Here is a 16859-nt window from a genome sequence, read left to right on the forward strand (position 1 = left end):
TAGTAATATAAAAAAATATAAATGTTTATTAATTTGAAGAAAATATCTATTTTATTTACAAAATAATAAAAAAATAATGAGAAAATATATAAATATTGATAAGTTGTAATATTCTAAAATAGCATATTACTTAACTATAAAATATAATTAAAAATAAATCTTATGACACTATTGTGTCACATCTTGTGTTAACTCTTATTTTATATACTAATTTTCTATTAAGAAAAAATTTTTAAGTATTAAAAAGATATAATAAATAAAAAATATAAGGAGTCTACTATGGGTATGCCAGGTGGTATGGAATGGATTTTAATCGCATTAGTAATATTATTATTATTTGGAGGTAAAAAAATACCAGAACTTGCTAAAGGATTAGGAAGTGGAATTAAAAATTTTAAAAAAGCAGTAAAAGATGATGAAGAGACTGTAACTGCTGATAAAAATGAAGAAATAGAAAAAAAAGCTGATACTTCTACAGAAACTAAAAAAGAAGAAAATAAAACAGTATAAGAGTATATCTTGCAAAAAATAGTAAAAAAATATATAGAAGAAATATTAGAAAGACAAATTGTCTTAGAAAAGCCTAAAGACTTGTCTTTAGGTCACTTTGCAACACCTGTAGCATTTTCTTTAGCAAAAGAATTAAGAAAGTCTCCCATGGCTATTGCACAGGATTTAGTTTTAAAATTTGATAATACAGAGATGTTTGAAAAAGTTGAAGCTATAAAAGGTTTTATTAATTTTACATTATCAAATGCTTTTTTACAAAGTTTATGTGAAGAATCATTAAAATTAGATTTTGCATTTGCAAAAGGCGAAAAGAAAAAAGAAAAAATATTATTAGAATATGTTAGTGCAAATCCAACTGGTCCATTACATATTGGTCATGCAAGAGGTGCAATTGCAGGAGATACAATAGCAAGAGTTGGTAGGCATTTAGGATATGATATAAGTACTGAATATTATGTAAATGATGCTGGTGCACAAATGGATTTATTAGGACTTTCTTTAGCATTAGCTGGACAAGAGTCTATTTTAAAGCAAAAAGTTGAATATCCTGAAAAATATTATAGAGGTGATTATCTTTTTGATATTGCAAAAGATGTTGAAAAAGAGTTTGGCAAAGATATTTTTAATGATGAATCAAGATATAAAGAATTAGCATTATTTGCAAAGGATAAAGTTCTTGATATTATAAAGAGAGATATGTCTGATATAGGAATTGAATTTGATAACTATGTTAGTGAAAAATCTTTATACTCTTCATGGGAAGAGACAAAAAGCGTATTAGAAAAGAATGGCTCTTTATATGAAAAAGATGAAAAAATATGGATAAAATCTACTGAGTATGGTGATGATGTTGATAGAGTTGTTGTAAGAGATAACAAAATCCCAACATATTTAGCAGGTGATATTATTTATCATAAAAATAAGTATGATAGAGATTTTGATAAATATATAAATATTTGGGGTGCAGATCATCATGGATATATCACTAGAGTTAAAGCTGCAATTGAGTTTTTAGGTTATGACTCTTCTAAATTAGAAGTATTACTTTCTCAAATGGTACAACTACTAAAAGGTGGAGAACCATATAAAATGAGTAAAAGAGCAGGTAATGTTATTTTAATGAGTGATATTGCAAAAGAAATTGGTTCTGATGCATTAAGATTTGTTTTTTTAACAAAAAAAAGCGACACTCATTTAGAGTTTGATTTAGATATCTTAAAAAATCAAGATAGTTCAAATCCAATATTTTATATTAATTATGCATATGCAAGAATTAATCAAGTATTTAATAAAGCTGAATTGACATTTGCAGATGTTGAAGGTGAAAGTTTTGATAATTTAAATCAAGATGCTTTAAACTTGGTTTATGAATCATTACTTTTACCTTCTATTTTACAAGAAGCATTTACTAAAAGAGATATGCAAAAAATTACTGATTATTTACATTCAATATCTGCATCTGTGCATAGATTTTATAACGAGTATAAAATTATAGATTCAGAAGAACAAAATCAATATTTAAAAGTATTAAGTTTGGTTGCTTTAAGTATTAAAGTTGCTTTAAACTTACTTGGAATAAAGGCTAAGGAGATAATGTAAGATGAAATGGTTTATTATAATTTTTATTGTCATTGTTGGTTATGCAATAATTACTGGCAATATGGGCGGTGCAAAACATGCCGCAGGAAATTACAATAAACTTCTTACAGGAAGAGGAGAGTAACAAAGTTTAGGCTTTGTGTTCTCCTAGCTCTTCTAAAAACTCTTCAAGATTATATTTTTCTCTATGCTCTTCACTCATTAAGTGAATAAAAATATCACCTAAGTCAATAATAGTCCAATCTTCATTATCATCAACTCTTAAAAATTCTTCACCTAAAGGTTTTAAATCAGTTTTTAAATAGTTTAATAAAGAGAATGCATGTTTAGAGTTTAATGTTGTAGCAATTACTACATAATCAACAATATACTCTTTTTTTGTTAAATCAACAATTTCGATATTCTCTGCTTTTTTATCATCAAGAATAGCTTTTATCTTTTCAATTCGTTCGTTCAAATTAGTTACCTTTTTTTATTTTATATAATGATTTTACATCATCTTTTATTTTGTCTGAAATAAACTCTAAATTTATAGAGTTTCTTAAATGTGTTGAACTTATATCAATGTCAACATCTAAAGTTTTTATCTTATCTAAATTTTCATTTAAAAAACCTATTCTTTTTGCTATAACAAATTCAACTTCATTTTTTAACTCTTCATATTTATACCATTTATTTAAATTACTATAGTTGTCTGTTCCTATAATAAAGTAAATTTTAGAGATATTATACCTATGCTTTAAAAATTGAATAGTTTCAAAAGAGGGCACTTTTCTTTTTTGATTGATTTCATAATCACTAATTATAACTTTTTTATTATCTTTAAAAAGTCTTGTTAAAAGAGAAAATCTTTTTTCTGGTTTTAAATGAAAATCATCTTTAAAGGGATTTAGATAAGTTGGCACTATAAAAATTTTATCAATATCTAGTTGTTCTAATGCAATATTAACAATTTTTTCATGTGCAATATGAGGTGGGTCAAAACTTCCTCCAAATACTGCTATACGCACTTAATTTGTCCTTTTATTTTATGATTAAATTATATTATAGCAATTTTTGGATAAAATCTCTCAAAATTACAAATAAATATAAAGGTATATTATGGCTGTAAAAGTTGCAATAAATGGTTTTGGAAGAATTGGAAGATGCGTTGCAAGAATTATTGCTAATAGAGATGATGTTGAATTAGTAGCAATTAATGACACTGCATCTAATGAGATGCTAGAATATATCACTAAATATGATACTGTTCATGGTACATTTGATGGTGATGTAAAAGTTGAAAATGGGTATTTAAAAATGGGAAAAATAAATGCCAAATTATATTCAACTAGAGACGCAAGTGAACTTACATTTACAAAAGATTGTGGTGCTGAGATAATTTTAGAGTGTACAGGAGCTTACCTTACTACAGAAAAATGCCAAGTACATTTAGATAATGGTGCAAAAAAAGTAGTTATGTCTGCACCTGCAAAAGATGATACACCAACTTTTGTTCTTGGTGTAAATGAAGATAAATATGAAGGTCAAGCAATAGTTTCAAATGCTTCTTGTACAACAAACTGTCTAGGTCCAGTAGCAAAAGCAATTGATGATGCATTTGAAATTGAAAAAGGTTTAATGACAACAATCCATTCATATACAAATGACCAAAATATTTTAGATGTAAAACATAAAAAAGATAAAAGAAGATCAAGAGCAGGTGCATTAAATATGATACCAACTACAACTGGTGCTGCAAAAGCTATGAAACTTGTAATGCCTCAACTTGATGGAAAATTACATGGACAAAGTGTAAGGGTTCCAACGCCAAATGTATCTATGGTAGATGTTAATTTACTTGTAAAAAAAGATACAACAAAAGAAGAAGTTAATGCTTTATTTGAGAAAAGATCAAAAGAGTTAGCGGGAATAATAGCTGTTGATAATGATATGATGGTTTCAAGTGATTTAGTAGGAAATACAAACTCTACAATTATTGCAGCTGATTTAACTCAAGTTATTGGTGGAAATATGATAAAAGTTATGACTTGGTATGACAATGAATGGGGTTACTCTTCAAGATTGATTGATATGGCAATTTTTGTATCTGATAAATAGGGAAGTCAATGAATTTACAAGAGATTAAAAATTTAGATATCACAGGTAAAAGAATATTCATTAGATGTGATTTTAATGTTCCTATTGATGAATATAGTAATATTACTGATGATAGAAGAATTAGAAGTGCATTAAATACAATAAGATATTGTATTGATAATGATTGTTCTGTAATTCTTGCATCTCATTTTGGAAGACCAAAAAATGGATATGAAGAAAAATATTCTTTGAAACCAATTGCAAAAAGATTACATACTTTATTGAAACAAGATATAAAAATGGCAGAAGATGTAATTGGAGAAAAAACAGTAAAAACAGCAAAAGAATTAAAAACTGGTGAAATATTGTTACTTGAGAATATGAGGTTTGAAGAGGGTGAGACTAAAAATGATGAATTATTAAGTAAAACTCTAGCTTCAATGGCAGATGTTTATATAAACGATGCTTTTGGAGTATCTCATAGAGCGCATGCTTCAGTTGAAGGTATTGCAAAATATTTTGATATAGAACATAAAGCAGCTGGCTTTTTGCTTGCAAAAGAGATTAAATTTTTTCATCATATTGTGCATAATCCAAATAGACCATTTGTTTCAATTGTTGGTGGTTCAAAAGTTTCAGGCAAATTAGAAGCTTTGCATAATTTAGTACCAAAAGTTGATAAAATAATTATTGGTGGAGGAATGGCATTTACATTTTTAAAAGCATTAGGTTATGAAGTTGGAAAATCTTTAGTTGAAGATGATTTGATTCCTGAAGCTCTTAAAATTATGAATCAAGCAAAAGAACTTGGAGTTAAATTTTATTTACCAGTTGATGTTGTAGCTGCAGAGACTTTTGATTCTGAAGCAGTAGCAAAGGCAACAACAATTCAAGAAATTCCAAGTGATTGGATGGGATTAGATATTGGTCCTGCATCTGCTGTATTATTTGAGCAAGCCATTGCTGATGCAAATACTATATTATGGAATGGACCTATGGGTGTATATGAAATGGAAAAATTTGCAAAAGGTAGTGCAAAAGTTTCACATGCTGTTGCAAGCTCTTATGCTACAACTGTAGTTGGTGGTGGAGATACTGCTGATTTAGTTAGAGTTACTGGCGATGAAGATAATATGACTTTTATAAGTACAGGCGGTGGAGCTTCATTAGAATTAATTGAAGGTAAAATACTTCCTGGTGTAAAAGCTTTATTGATTGAAGGTTAATAATGGCAATAATAGCATCTAATTTTAAAACAAACCATACAAGAAAAACAACAAAAGAATTTGTTTGTAATGTAAATGAATATTTGAAAAACAATGAAATTTTAAGTGAAGTTATAGTTTTCCCTACTTCAACATCATTAGATAATTTCGATACTGTATCTAATCTTATTATAGGAACTCAAAATGCATACGCTGTACATAAAGGTTCATATACTGGTGAAATTGGAACAGAGCAACTAGATGAATTTTCAATTAAAACAATTTTAATTGGCCATAGTGAAAGAAGACATATCTTGGGTGAAACACAAGAAGAAGTAGCCCAAAAATTTAATTTCTATAAACAATTAGGTTATAAAATAGTTTATTGTATTGGTGAACCTTTAGAGGTGAAAAAAGAAGGTTTACAAAATACTTTAGAATATATATATGAGCAATTTGTAGGAATTGATACAAATTATGAAAATTTAATTTTAGCATATGAACCTGTTTGGGCTATAGGAACAGGAGTTACTGCTACAAATGAGGATATCATAAATATCCACAATGCTATAAAAGAAAAGATTTCTAAACCTCTACTTTATGGTGGAAGTGTAAAAGTAAATAATGTAAGAGAAATTTGCTCTTTAGATAATGTTGATGGAGCCTTAATTGGCACAGCTTCTTGGAATCAAGAAGATTTTATAAAAATAATAGAAAATACAAAGGATATATAGATGTTAATGAAAGGTAAGAAAGGTGTTATTTTAGGGGTTGCAAATAATAAATCAATTGCATACGGAATTGCAAAGGCATGCGCAGAACAAGGTGCACAGATTGCATTTACTTATTTAAATGATGCTTTAAAGAAAAGAGTTGAACCAATCGCAGCTGAATTTGGTAGTGAAAATTTAGTTTACCCTTGTGACGTAAGTAAACCAGAAGAAATTAAAGCTTTAAAAGAGTCTTTAGAAAAAGATTTAGGTCAAATTGATTTTATTGTTCATTCAATTGCATTTGCACCAAAAGAGGGACTTTCAGGTAGATTTTATGATATTTCTAAAGAAGCATTTGATGTTGCAATGGATATTTCAGTATATTCACTTATTGAAGTTGTAAGAGAATTAAAACCACTATTAAGTGATAACTCTTCAGTATTAACATTAACTTATTATGGTGGAGCAAAATATATTCCAAATTATAATTTAATGGGTATCGCAAAAGCAGCTTTAGAAATGACAACTAAATATTTAGCTGAAGATTTAGGAAAAGATGGAACAAGAGTTAATGCAATATCAGCTGGTCCTATTAAAACATTAGCAGCAGCAGGAATTGGTGATTTTAGATTTATGTTAAAATGGAATGAAGCTCACTCTCCATTAAAGAAAAATGTAACAACTACTGAAGTTGGAAATTCAGGAATGTATTTACTTTCAGATTTAAGTAGTGCAGTAACAGGTGAAATTCATTATGTAGATAGCGGATTTAATGTTATGGGTATGCCAGCAGTTAATTTTGATGAAAATGGTAGACCAACTATCGCATGGAATGGTACAGACAAATAGACAAAAGCCAATAATTAAATAACTAATAAATGTAAAATTTATTAGTTATTTAAAATGAAGTTTTTATTTAGAATTTATTTAAATTTTAAATTAAGATTTTAATAATTACAGGGAAAAGAATGAGTATAAATTTTAAAGAACTAGCAAAAAAATATGATACACCATATTATGTATATGATTTTGATTATATAAGTGAAAAATACACTGAATTAAAAACTGCTTTTAAAGCAAGAAAATCATTAATTGCATATGCAGTTAAAGCAAATTCAAATTTAAGTGTAATAAAACATTTGGCTAATCTTGGAGCAGGTGCTGATTGTGTTAGTATTGGCGAAGTAAAAAGAGCACTTAAAGTTGGAATTGCACCATATAAAATAATATTTTCAGGTGTTGGAAAAATAGATAGTGAAATAAGACAAGCATTAGAACTTGGAATTTTGATGATAAATGTAGAGAGCGATGCAGAATTAAATAGAGTTGAATTAATTGCAAGAGAGTTAAATTTAGTTGCAAGAATCTCTATTAGAGTAAATCCAAATATTGATCCTCAAACACATCCTTATATATCAACTGGATTACATGAAAATAAATTTGGTGTAGATATTGATACAGCAAAAAGAATGTATATTCAATGTAAAAATTCTGAACATTTAGAGCCAACTGGAATTCATTTGCATATTGGTTCACAATTAACTCAATTAGAACCAATTAAAGAATCAGTAAAAATTGTTGCAGATTTAGTTAGAAATCTTGCTGCAATAAAAATTGAACTTAGTTTTTTTGATGTTGGTGGAGGATTAGGAATTATTTATGATGATGAAAAATTAATTGATACAAATGAATATGCACAATCTATTTTAGAATGTTTATTTGGTTTAGATATTACTGTTGTTTGTGAGCCAGGAAGATTTATAGTAGGTAATGCTGGAACATTTGTTACAAAAGTTTTATATGAAAAAGTAAATGGGAATAAAAGATTTGTAATTGTTGATGGGGCTATGAATGATTTAATTAGACCATCACTTTATAATGCATATCATAAAATAGAAGTATTAAATGAAAATAAGGATATAAGTGATTGTAACTTAGTAGGTCCTGTTTGTGAAAGTGGAGATTTTTTTGCAAAAAATATTCAATTACCAAAAACTGAACATAATGACATTGTAGCTATTTATTCTGCTGGAGCTTATTGTTTTACAATGGCATCTAATTATAATACAAGAGGTAGAGTTGCTGAGATTGCTTTTGAAAATCAAGAAGATAGATTAATAAGAAGAAGAGAAACTTTTGAAAATATCATATCATTAGAAGAGGAATTTATAAAATAATATGTTTTTTATTGACGTTCAAGGTACATTAATTGATGACATAAATAAAAAGCCAATAGCTGGCGCATGTGAGTTTATTGACAAATTAAATGAAGAAAAAATACCTTATGTCATTATTACAAATAATACTAAAAAATTAAGTAGTGATTTTTTTGATTTTTTAAAAGGGTTAGGATTTAATATAAAAGAAAATAATTATATTGATCCTTTTGTGATATTAAAAGATATAGCAAAAAATAAAAAAGTTGCGGCTTTTGGTCAAGAGAGTTTTCCAAAAGTATTACAAAAAATGGGTTATGAATTAGAGTATGAGAAACCACAAACAGTTATGGTTTCAATTAGTAAAGATTATACAAATGAAGATTACTCAAAGATGATAGAATGCGCATTAAAAACTGATGATTTAATTGGAATGCATGAAACATCAATTTACTCTAAAGATGGTTCAAGGTATCCAGGTGTTGGTGCTATTATGAGTATGATAAAATTTGCTGTAAATAAAGATTATAAAGTTGTAGGAAAACCAAGTTTTAATTTTTATAATGAAGCAAGAAAATTATTAGGAACTGAAGATTTTAAAGATATTACTATAATTAGTGATGATATGATGGGAGATTTAGTAGGTGCAAAAAAACTTGGTATGAAAACAGTTTTAGTTTTAAGTGGAAAAATTAAAGATGCAAATGAAGTAATACCAACATTAAAAGAGGAAGAGAAACCAGAATATATCTGTAAAAATATGAGTGAAGTTTTACAGTTGTTACATAAGGAAAAATTATGGCTGAAGAGGGATTAAAGCAATTAAGAGATCAATTAGATAAAATTGATGATGATTTACTTGAACTTATAAATAAAAGAATGGACATTGTTTATAAAGTTGGAGTATTAAAATCACATAGTGGTGGTTCAATTTATAGACCTGAAAGAGAAAAACAAATAATTGAAAGATTAACTGAGATTAATAAAGGTAGGTTAAATAAAAGTGCAATTGAGGCACTTTTTTTAGAAGTATTTGCTATTTCTAGAAATATTGAATTACCAGAAAATATTGCATTTTTAGGTCCTGCTGGAAGTTTTACTCATCAAGCAGCAGAGACAAGATTTGGTGCAATGAGTTCTTATTTACCTATTGGTTCAATAAAGGGTGTGTTTAGAGAAGTAAATACCAAAAAAGCAAGATTTGGAGTAGTTCCTATTGAAAACTCTTCAAATGGAATAGTTAGTGATACAATAAACTGCTTAACAAAATATAATCTTAAAATTATTGCAGAAGTGATACTTGATATTCACCATACTTTAGCAACAACTTGTGATAGAGTAAAAGATATTAAAAGAATTTATTCTAAAGATATTGCATTTGAACAATGTAGAAGATTTTTAGAAAATGTTGGATTAGATGAGGTTGAACATATTCCTGTTGAATCAACTACAAAAGCAGCTAAATATGCATTAAAAGAAAAAGGAAGTGCAGCGATTTGTTCCCATGTAGGAGCAAAAATGTACAATCTTCCAATACTTTTTGAGAATATTGAAGATAAAGATAATAATAGAACAAGATTTTTTATTGTAAGTGATTTTGAAAATGAAAAAAGTGGAAATGATAAAACATCAATTCTTGTTAAGCTTCCAAATAGAAAAGGTATTCTTGTAGAGTTTTTAACAGATTTTGATAAAGCTGGAATCAACTTGACTAAAATTAAATCACATATTATTGAAGGTAATTCAATTTTCTTTATTGATTTTGATGGACATAAAGAAGATGAACATATAAAAGAAGTATTTGATAAATATAAAGATAATATAAAATTCTTAGGTTCTTATGTAAAAGAAGCTGATGATATTTAAGTTTAGAATTTAGTTTTATTTAAAACTAAATTGTTAAAATCAAAGTATAATTAAGTAGGGAAAAAATATGAAATTTAATAAAGTATTAGATGAAGTAAAAATATATGAAGCTGGAAAACCAATTGAACTAGTTGTTAGAGAGTATGGCGTAGATAGTAAAGATATTATTAAACTTGCATCAAATGAAAATCCATATGGTACATCACCAAAAGTTGTAAAAAAAATACAAGAAATAGCAACAAATATGTTTATGTATCCAGATGATTCAATGTTTCAATTAAAAGAGGCATTATCAAATAAGTATAATGTAAACAGTTCAAATATAATAATTGGAGCAGGAAGCGACCAAATTATAGAGTTTGCAGTGCATGCTAAATGTAATAAAGACTCAAAAGTACTTATGAGCAAAACAACATTTGCAATGTATGAAATTTATAGTAAACAAGCAGGTGCAACAATTATAAAAACTGAAGATGCAAAACATAATTTAGAACAATTTAGTAAATTATATAAAGAGCATAAACCTGATATTGTATTTTTATGTTTACCAAATAATCCTGTGGGTGAGTGTTTAGATACAAAAGATGTATATGATTTTTTAAGTGAAGTAGATGAAGAGACTTTAGTAATTGTAGATGGAGCATATCAAGAGTACGCAGCATTTAAAGATGAAAATAAAAAAATAAAAGTTGATGAATTAATTTCGAAATTTCCAAATGCTATATATTTAGGAACATTTTCTAAAGCATATGCATTAGGTGGAATGAGAGTTGGTTATGGAATTGGTAAAAAAGAAGTTATTCAAAATTTCTATAAACTAAGACCTCCTTTTAATATTACAACTTTATCATTAGCAGCTGCAATTGAAGCAATAAAAGATGAAGAATTTGTACAAGAGTGTATTGCAAAGAATTTTGATGAGATGAAAAGATATGAAAAATTTGCAAAAGATAGAGGATTTGAGTATATTGAAAGTTATACAAATTTTATTACGATAAAATTTGATGATAAATATATATCTTCAGAGATAGCACAAAATTTACTTCAAAGAGGTATAATTGTTAGAGATTTAACAAGCTATTCAATGAATGCAATTAGAATTACAATTGGAACAAATGAACAAAATACAAAAGTATTTGAAAATTTAGATGAAGTGTTAGATATTTTAAAATAGAAGAGTGGTATGAAAATAAAAAATAAAAATTTAGGTGAATTAGAAGAACTTTGTCAAGATATTAGAGAACGAATAATTGATGTTGTTTCCCGAAAAGGAGGACATTTTAGTTCTACATTAGGAGCTGTTGAATTGACAGTTGCAATGCACAAAGTTTTTGATGTTCAAAAAGATCCATTTATCTTTGATGTATCCCATCAATGTTATCCCCACAAGTTATTAACTAATAGATGGGAAGAATTTGAAACAATTAGACAGTTTGATGGATTAAGTGGATTTACAAAACCTAAAGAGAGTAGTTCTGATTATTTTGTAGCAGGACATAGCTCTACATCTATTTCATTAGCAGTGGGAGCTGCAAAGGCTAAAAAATTAAAAAAAGAAAATAGTATTCCAGTTGTTATGATTGGCGATGGCTCAATGACAGCAGGAATGGTATATGAAGCTTTAAATGAATTGGGTGATATTAAACTTCCAGTTGTAATTATTTTAAATGACAATGAGATGAGTATTGCAAAACCAATAGGTTCAATTTCTAAATATTTAAGTAAAATATTAGCTGGAAGATTCTACCAAAAACTAAGAGAAAGAATTGATAAAAGTATTATTCAAAAACTTCCTCAAGGAGCAACATATTTAGCAAAAAAAATAGAAGAGAGTATGAAATTAATTACTCCTGGAATTATTTTTGAAGAGATGGGTGTTGATTATATTGGTCCAATTGATGGACATAATTTAGAAGAAGTTATAGAAACACTTGAAATTGCAAAAAGTATGAATAAACCTGTAATAGTTCATGCAAAAACTGTAAAAGGTAAAGGTTATGAAATTGCAGAAGGACAAAATGAAAAATGGCATGGAGTAGGTCCTTTTGATCCAAGTACTGGAATATTTAAGAAAAAAGCTTCAGCAAAAGCTGCAACAGCAGTATTTGCAGATGCTTTAATAGAACTTGCAACTGCACATGAAAATGTAGTTGGTGTAACAGCAGCAATGCCAAGTGGAACAGGAATAGATAAATTAATGGATAAGTTTCCTGATAGATTTTGGGATGTTGCAATAGCAGAACAACATGCTGTTACTTCAATGGCAGCAATGGCAAAAGAGGGATTTAAACCATTTATTACTATTTATTCAACTTTTTTACAAAGAGGATATGATCAAATAATACATGACGTATGTATTATGGGACTTCCTGTAGTATTTGCAATAGATAGAGCAGGAATTGTTGGAAATGATGGAGAAACTCATCAAGGTGCATTTGATATTTCATATTTAAGATTTTTGCCTAATATGATACTTTTTGCACCAAGGGATAATGAAACATTAAATGAAGCAATAAAATTTTCTTATACTTTAGAAAAGCCATGTGCAATTAGATATCCAAGGGGTGCATTTTCTGAACTTGAGTTTAAATCTTCACCTTTTGAGTTAGGAAAAGCAGAAGTTTTAAAACATTCAGATTCAAATAAGGTATTTATTGGGTATGGAGCAGGTGTATCAAGAGCCTGTGAAACTGAGAAATTGCATGAAGAAGATATTGCTATTGTTGATTTAAGATTTGTAAAGCCACTTGATAAAAAGCTTCTTGTAGAATTATCTAAAAAATATAATGATTGGTATATTTTTAGTGATTCTCAAAAACAAGGTGGAGTTGCAAGTGCTATTTTAGAACTTCTAAATGAGCAAGAAATTAGAAATGTAAAAGTAACTTCATTTGAATATGAAGATAGCTTTATTCAACATGGTGATACAAAAAAAGTAGAAGAAAATATGCAATTATTACCATGTCAGTTAGTAAAAAAAGTAAAATAGTTTACTTTTATGCTATAGGTTCTTCCCAGGAAGATATATAATTTTTTATTAGTTGAAACTCTTGTTCATCATGTTGTGTAAAAGTAATAAACTGATTTCTATTATCTATTTCAAATAGTTTATTTGTTATTGCCATAAATCTTAATGCTAACTCTTTTTTTTGCTCTTTTGTTTTACCTTCAATAATATCTAATTGCATTAGACATATATCAGCACCTTCCACAGCTTTTGAAAGACTAATATCATATCTTTCCATCTCTTTTATACTAATAGCAATATTTTCATTTTTGTTATGAGTTACTTCTTCATAACTTTGTTGAATTTGTTTTATAAATTCTCTTTTTATTCCATCAATTATCTTTTTGTTAACATCAAATTGTAAATGTGGCATAATAAATTTCCTTTTTATAAATATGGAATTAATTTCTCTACACAAAGTCCCATAGCTGTTGATTCGTAACCTCGTACATCTTTAATATAAGGCTTACAAAAACCTTCTACCATAATCGCACCTGCTTTTCCCATACATTCACCTGAATTAATATACCTATTCATATCTTCTTTGTCAAATTTATTGAAACTATAAGTAGTAGAAGAAATATCAATTAATTCTAAATCTTTCTTTTTATATATCATACAAGTAATTACAGAAGTTTTATTTTCACTTTGTAATTGTAACATTTCTCTTGCATCATTTAAGTCTTTTGCTTTTCTTAATAGTTTCCCATTGCAAGTTACTACACTATCTGCAACAAGTAAAGGCATTTGTTCAACTCCATATTTATTAAATAGTTCCTCAAATTTACCTTTTGTTGCTTCAAAACAAAATGATTTTGGGTTTAATGTTTTTATGCTATCTTCATCAAAATTACCACCATTTTGTATAAAATCAATATTAAACTTATTTAAAAGTAATGCTCTTGTTGGTGAATTAGAACCTAGTCTTATCAAAAAAATCCTTTTTATTTTTATTATACACAATTAGTATATAATTAGATTTAAAAAAAATATTAGGAAAAGAAATGAGATTTATTGTAATTGGAGCAGGTGGAGTAGGATCGTTTTATGGAATAAAACTTAAAATGATAGGAAATGAAGTTACATTTGTAGCTAGAAATGAAAATCTAAAATATTTAAAAAACAATAAATTAAAATTAACTCATTCAGATTTTATATTTGAAGATTATGTTGATGTAATAGGAATTGAAGATTTAAAACATATCAAACCAAGTGAAGTAGATGCAGTAATCTTAGCTACAAAATCAATGAGTACTGTTAGTGTTTGCAAAAGCTTATCTAATTGGATTAAAAATGAACATAAAACTCCTTATTTTATATCTTTGCAAAATGGTGTAGAAAATGAAGATAAAATGTGTGAATATTTACCTAAACAAAAAGTTATTGGTGGTTTGACAAGATTAATTGCTGCACACATAATAAAATTGGGAGAAGTAGAATCAGTAGGAGAAGTTCAGACAATCTTAGGAGCAGTATATAAAGATGATAAAAATAAGAATTTTTTACACAGTTTAAAAGATGTTTTAGATAAAACTAACACTACAACAATATTAACAGATAATATAAAACTTGAATTATGGAAGAAGTTAATAATAAATAATGGTGTAAATGCAATATGTGCTTTACTTGAAGAAAAATCAGGAAAATTGATAAACGATGAAAAAACTTCAATTTTGGTATATAATCTAATGAAAGAAGCAGCAATTGCATCAAATGCAATTGAAGGAGTGAATATTTCTGAAGATGATGTAAATGAAATGTTTGAATTAATGAAAAGTTTTGAATCAATTGTACCATCAATGTGGATGGATAAAATAAATAACAGAGATTTAGAGTTAGATGATATTTGTGGTGTTGTTATTAAAAACTGTGAAAAGCAAGGGATTGATGCATCTTATACTAGGTCAATTTCCTCAATTTTATCTTTTTTATATGAAAAAAATAGAAAAAATTAGTAAAATTATATAAAAGTCACTCAAAGTCATACTAAAGTCACCTACATATACTATAATTACACCAGTTGAAGTAAATGTGACGTATATTTGTTACTACAAAATATATATACATAGTGTAATTATTATAAACTTATTCTGGATTTTTCTCCCTCTCCATGATTTTTATTATCACATTTACTTTCTTCTAAACTACATAAATAAAATCATAATCAACTATAAATAATTTTTCTGATATATTATTCTTTTAAAATAAGGGAAGAAATGTCACTGTTTTTTGTATTATTAGGGAAAATCATACCTTTATATCTCAATATAGGTATTGGATATATCTTAAGTAAATATCTCAAAGTTAGAAGAGATATTGTAGCTTTTTTGTTAGTGTATATTTTGGGTCCTGCAGTTATATTTTTTGCAACATTATCTATTAAAATTGATTTACAAATCGCTTTTTTGCCTATAATGGTATTTTTATTTGGAAGTTTTATTGCTTTTTTTGTACTAATGAAACATAGTAAAACTTGGAAAGATTCAAGTGTAAATACTCTTGCTTTTACTTGTGGTACTGGTAATACTGGTTATTTTGGAATTCCTTTAGCTATGATTCTTCTTAATGAAAATGCAGTAAATATATTTATATTTGTAACTTTAGCTTCTTTATTATATGAAAATACAACAGGTTTTTTTGTAACTGCAAAAGGAGCTTTTTCTGCTAAGCAATCAATACACAAAATATTAAGATTACCCTTAGTATATGCATTTATTTTAGGAGTGACTTTAAATATTTTAGGAGTTGAACTATCTTCAAATATTGTTCCATATTTTGAAAATTTAAAATGGATTTATGGAATATTGGGTATGATGATGCTAGGAATGGGCTTAAAAGGGTTTGACTTAGATGAAGATTTTGATAAAAAGTATATAAAAATTGCATATTTTTATAAGTTTTTTATTTGGCCTTTATTTATGCTAGCTGTAATAAATTTGGATAAAAATATTTTCATGTTTTTAAATGAAGATATTTATGATGTGTTATTTTTGATGTCAATAGTTCCATTAGCTGGAAACACAGTAACTTTAGCAATTTTATTAAAAGCAAAACCTGAAAAAGCAAGTTTTACAGTACTTTTAAGTAACTTAGTATCTATAATATATATACCTTTAACTTTAAGTATATATCAAGGATTTTAAATGAATAAATATTTATATACAATATGTTTACTATTTTTGTTTTCTGGATGTACTCCTTTTCAGGTTGATAATATTTCAATGTGGAGTAAAAACTTAAAATTGACAAATAAAAATGTAACTACTACATTTAACCCTTGCACAACATTTTCATATTATGTGAAAGAAGATAATAAAAAATATGGAAAACTTTTTATTGAGTATATTGATTTAAACTCAAATTGTATGTGGAATGGTTTTGCAAGAAGTTTTTTTGAAGAACTTTTTAAATCGACTCAAAAAGTAAAAAGTATGAAAATTGTAGAACAGTATGATTATGATAATTTTGAATTTACAACATATTTAATTGATAATAGTAGTTATGTAAATTTAATATATAATTTTACAACTTCAAAATCTATTTTCATTTTAGATTATAGTGGTAAATTGTCAAATGAGTATATTAAATCATATAATAAAGATTACATTAGCAAATATATTGATAAAAAAAGATATTCTAAAGACTACGAGAAGAGCTTAGTGACTATGGGGAATTTTTATAACTATTTTTCAAGAGATAGTAATAGATTTTTAGGTGATTAAAA

General features: G+C 27.0%; 19 protein-coding genes. 15 read left to right on the forward strand and 4 right to left on the reverse strand.

What is annotated here, in order from left to right; genetic code table 11:
• The first annotated feature begins 279 nt into the window (after positions 1-279).
• The 3 genes from CRU93_RS11535 to CRU93_RS14350 are packed head-to-tail and all read left to right on the forward strand — an operon-like array spanning position 280 to position 2233.
• Positions 280-510, forward strand: coding sequence for a twin-arginine translocase TatA/TatE family subunit (locus CRU93_RS11535; protein ID WP_129104353.1), 231 nt, complete (start codon positions 280-282; stop codon positions 508-510).
• 9 nt (positions 511-519) lie between these two features.
• Positions 520-2109 (forward strand): arginine--tRNA ligase, encoded by a 1590-nt coding sequence (gene argS, locus CRU93_RS11540; protein ID WP_129104354.1) that lies wholly within the window; start codon positions 520-522, stop codon positions 2107-2109.
• 1 nt (position 2110) lies between these two features.
• Positions 2111-2233 carry a hypothetical protein gene (locus tag CRU93_RS14350; protein WP_258238911.1) on the forward strand — a complete coding sequence of 41 codons (123 nt, stop codon included), beginning with the start codon at positions 2111-2113 and terminating at the stop codon, positions 2231-2233.
• Positions 2234-2239: 6 nt separating this feature from the next.
• On the opposite strand, the gene rsfS is transcribed toward CRU93_RS14350, so the two are convergent.
• Positions 2240-2566: a ribosome silencing factor gene (gene rsfS / locus CRU93_RS11545; protein ID WP_129104355.1), complete on the reverse strand. Its 327-nt coding sequence runs from the start codon at positions 2564-2566 to the stop codon at positions 2240-2242.
• Between the two features lies 1 nt (position 2567).
• The gene (gene nadD / locus CRU93_RS11550; protein ID WP_129104356.1) at positions 2568-3119 is read right to left on the reverse strand and encodes a nicotinate (nicotinamide) nucleotide adenylyltransferase; all 552 of its coding nucleotides are present in this window, start codon (positions 3117-3119) and stop codon (positions 2568-2570) included.
• Positions 3120-3210: 91 nt separating this feature from the next.
• On the opposite strand from nadD, the gene gap reads away from it, so the two are divergent.
• From gap to dxs, 9 genes are all read left to right on the forward strand, one after another.
• Positions 3211-4209, forward strand: a complete 999-nt coding sequence (gene gap / locus CRU93_RS11555) for a type I glyceraldehyde-3-phosphate dehydrogenase (RefSeq protein WP_129104357.1) — start codon at positions 3211-3213, stop codon at positions 4207-4209.
• Between the two features lie 8 nt (positions 4210-4217).
• Complete coding sequence (locus tag CRU93_RS11560; protein ID WP_129104358.1) at positions 4218-5414, forward strand: phosphoglycerate kinase; 1197 nt, start codon at positions 4218-4220, stop codon at positions 5412-5414.
• A gap of 2 nt (positions 5415-5416) precedes the next feature.
• Positions 5417-6127, forward strand: a complete 711-nt coding sequence (locus CRU93_RS11565) for a triose-phosphate isomerase (RefSeq protein WP_129104359.1) — start codon at positions 5417-5419, stop codon at positions 6125-6127.
• Positions 6128-6955 carry an enoyl-ACP reductase FabI gene (gene fabI / locus CRU93_RS11570; protein ID WP_129104360.1) on the forward strand — a complete coding sequence of 276 codons (828 nt, stop codon included), beginning with the start codon at positions 6128-6130 and terminating at the stop codon, positions 6953-6955.
• A gap of 119 nt (positions 6956-7074) precedes the next feature.
• Positions 7075-8283 carry a diaminopimelate decarboxylase gene (gene lysA / locus CRU93_RS11575; protein ID WP_129104361.1) on the forward strand — a complete coding sequence of 403 codons (1209 nt, stop codon included), beginning with the start codon at positions 7075-7077 and terminating at the stop codon, positions 8281-8283.
• 1 nt (position 8284) lies between these two features.
• Positions 8285-9079, forward strand: coding sequence for an HAD-IIA family hydrolase (locus CRU93_RS11580; RefSeq protein WP_129104362.1), 795 nt, complete (start codon positions 8285-8287; stop codon positions 9077-9079).
• Positions 9061-10128 carry a chorismate mutase gene (gene pheA / locus CRU93_RS11585; RefSeq protein ID WP_258238912.1) on the forward strand — a complete coding sequence of 356 codons (1068 nt, stop codon included), beginning with the start codon at positions 9061-9063 and terminating at the stop codon, positions 10126-10128. The genes CRU93_RS11580 and pheA overlap by 19 nt, the downstream gene beginning before the upstream one ends.
• 67 nt (positions 10129-10195) lie before the next feature.
• A complete protein-coding gene (hisC, locus tag CRU93_RS11590; protein ID WP_129104364.1) occupies positions 10196-11302 on the forward strand; it encodes a histidinol-phosphate transaminase in 1107 nt (368 codons plus the stop codon).
• 9 nt (positions 11303-11311) lie between these two features.
• Positions 11312-13117, forward strand: coding sequence for a 1-deoxy-D-xylulose-5-phosphate synthase (gene dxs / locus CRU93_RS11595; protein WP_129104365.1), 1806 nt, complete (start codon positions 11312-11314; stop codon positions 13115-13117).
• A 7-nt stretch (positions 13118-13124) separates the two neighbouring features.
• On the opposite strand, the gene CRU93_RS11600 is transcribed toward dxs, so the two are convergent.
• Both CRU93_RS11600 and maf read right to left on the reverse strand, forming a co-directional pair.
• On the reverse strand, positions 13125-13508 hold the full coding sequence (locus tag CRU93_RS11600; RefSeq protein ID WP_129104366.1) for a tautomerase: 384 nt from the start codon (positions 13506-13508) through the stop codon (positions 13125-13127).
• Positions 13509-13522: 14 nt separating this feature from the next.
• The gene (gene maf / locus CRU93_RS11605; protein WP_129104367.1) at positions 13523-14068 is read right to left on the reverse strand and encodes a septum formation inhibitor Maf; all 546 of its coding nucleotides are present in this window, start codon (positions 14066-14068) and stop codon (positions 13523-13525) included.
• Positions 14069-14139: 71 nt separating this feature from the next.
• Here maf and CRU93_RS11610 point away from each other — a divergent pair, with 71 nt between their 5' ends.
• The 3 genes from CRU93_RS11610 to CRU93_RS11620 all read left to right on the forward strand — a co-directional run bounded on the left by CRU93_RS11610 (position 14140) and on the right by CRU93_RS11620 (position 16857).
• On the forward strand, positions 14140-15090 hold the full coding sequence (locus CRU93_RS11610) for a ketopantoate reductase family protein (protein ID WP_129104368.1): 951 nt from the start codon (positions 14140-14142) through the stop codon (positions 15088-15090).
• Between the two features lie 261 nt (positions 15091-15351).
• The gene (locus CRU93_RS11615; protein ID WP_129104369.1) at positions 15352-16278 is read left to right on the forward strand and encodes an AEC family transporter; all 927 of its coding nucleotides are present in this window, start codon (positions 15352-15354) and stop codon (positions 16276-16278) included.
• Positions 16279-16857, forward strand: coding sequence for a hypothetical protein (locus CRU93_RS11620; RefSeq protein ID WP_129104370.1), 579 nt, complete (start codon positions 16279-16281; stop codon positions 16855-16857).
• Positions 16858-16859 lie beyond the last annotated feature (2 nt).

The sequence above is a fragment of the Arcobacter sp. CECT 8985 genome (assembly GCF_004116495.1).
Classification (GTDB): domain Bacteria; phylum Campylobacterota; class Campylobacteria; order Campylobacterales; family Arcobacteraceae; genus Malaciobacter.

Bases quoted from the DNA above. Each gene is read 5' to 3' on its own strand.
- CRU93_RS11535 (WP_129104353.1), top strand. From the start codon at position 280: ATGGGTATGCCAGGTGGTATGGAATGGATTTTAATCGCATTAGTAATA.
- CRU93_RS14350 (WP_258238911.1), top strand. From the start codon at position 2,111: ATGAAATGGTTTATTATAATTTTTATTGTCATTGTTGGTTATGCAATA.
- gap (WP_129104357.1), top strand. From the start codon at position 3,211: ATGGCTGTAAAAGTTGCAATAAATGGTTTTGGAAGAATTGGAAGATGC.
- CRU93_RS11560 (WP_129104358.1), top strand. From the start codon at position 4,218: ATGAATTTACAAGAGATTAAAAATTTAGATATCACAGGTAAAAGAATA.
- CRU93_RS11565 (WP_129104359.1), top strand. From the start codon at position 5,417: ATGGCAATAATAGCATCTAATTTTAAAACAAACCATACAAGAAAAACA.
- fabI (WP_129104360.1), top strand. From the start codon at position 6,128: ATGTTAATGAAAGGTAAGAAAGGTGTTATTTTAGGGGTTGCAAATAAT.
- lysA (WP_129104361.1), top strand. From the start codon at position 7,075: ATGAGTATAAATTTTAAAGAACTAGCAAAAAAATATGATACACCATAT.
- CRU93_RS11580 (WP_129104362.1), top strand. From the start codon at position 8,285: ATGTTTTTTATTGACGTTCAAGGTACATTAATTGATGACATAAATAAA.
- pheA (WP_258238912.1), top strand. From the start codon at position 9,061: ATGGCTGAAGAGGGATTAAAGCAATTAAGAGATCAATTAGATAAAATT.
- hisC (WP_129104364.1), top strand. From the start codon at position 10,196: ATGAAATTTAATAAAGTATTAGATGAAGTAAAAATATATGAAGCTGGA.
- dxs (WP_129104365.1), top strand. From the start codon at position 11,312: ATGAAAATAAAAAATAAAAATTTAGGTGAATTAGAAGAACTTTGTCAA.
- CRU93_RS11600 (WP_129104366.1), bottom strand. From the start codon at position 13,508: ATGCCACATTTACAATTTGATGTTAACAAAAAGATAATTGATGGAATA.
- CRU93_RS11610 (WP_129104368.1), top strand. From the start codon at position 14,140: ATGAGATTTATTGTAATTGGAGCAGGTGGAGTAGGATCGTTTTATGGA.
- CRU93_RS11615 (WP_129104369.1), top strand. From the start codon at position 15,352: ATGTCACTGTTTTTTGTATTATTAGGGAAAATCATACCTTTATATCTC.
- CRU93_RS11620 (WP_129104370.1), top strand. From the start codon at position 16,279: ATGAATAAATATTTATATACAATATGTTTACTATTTTTGTTTTCTGGA.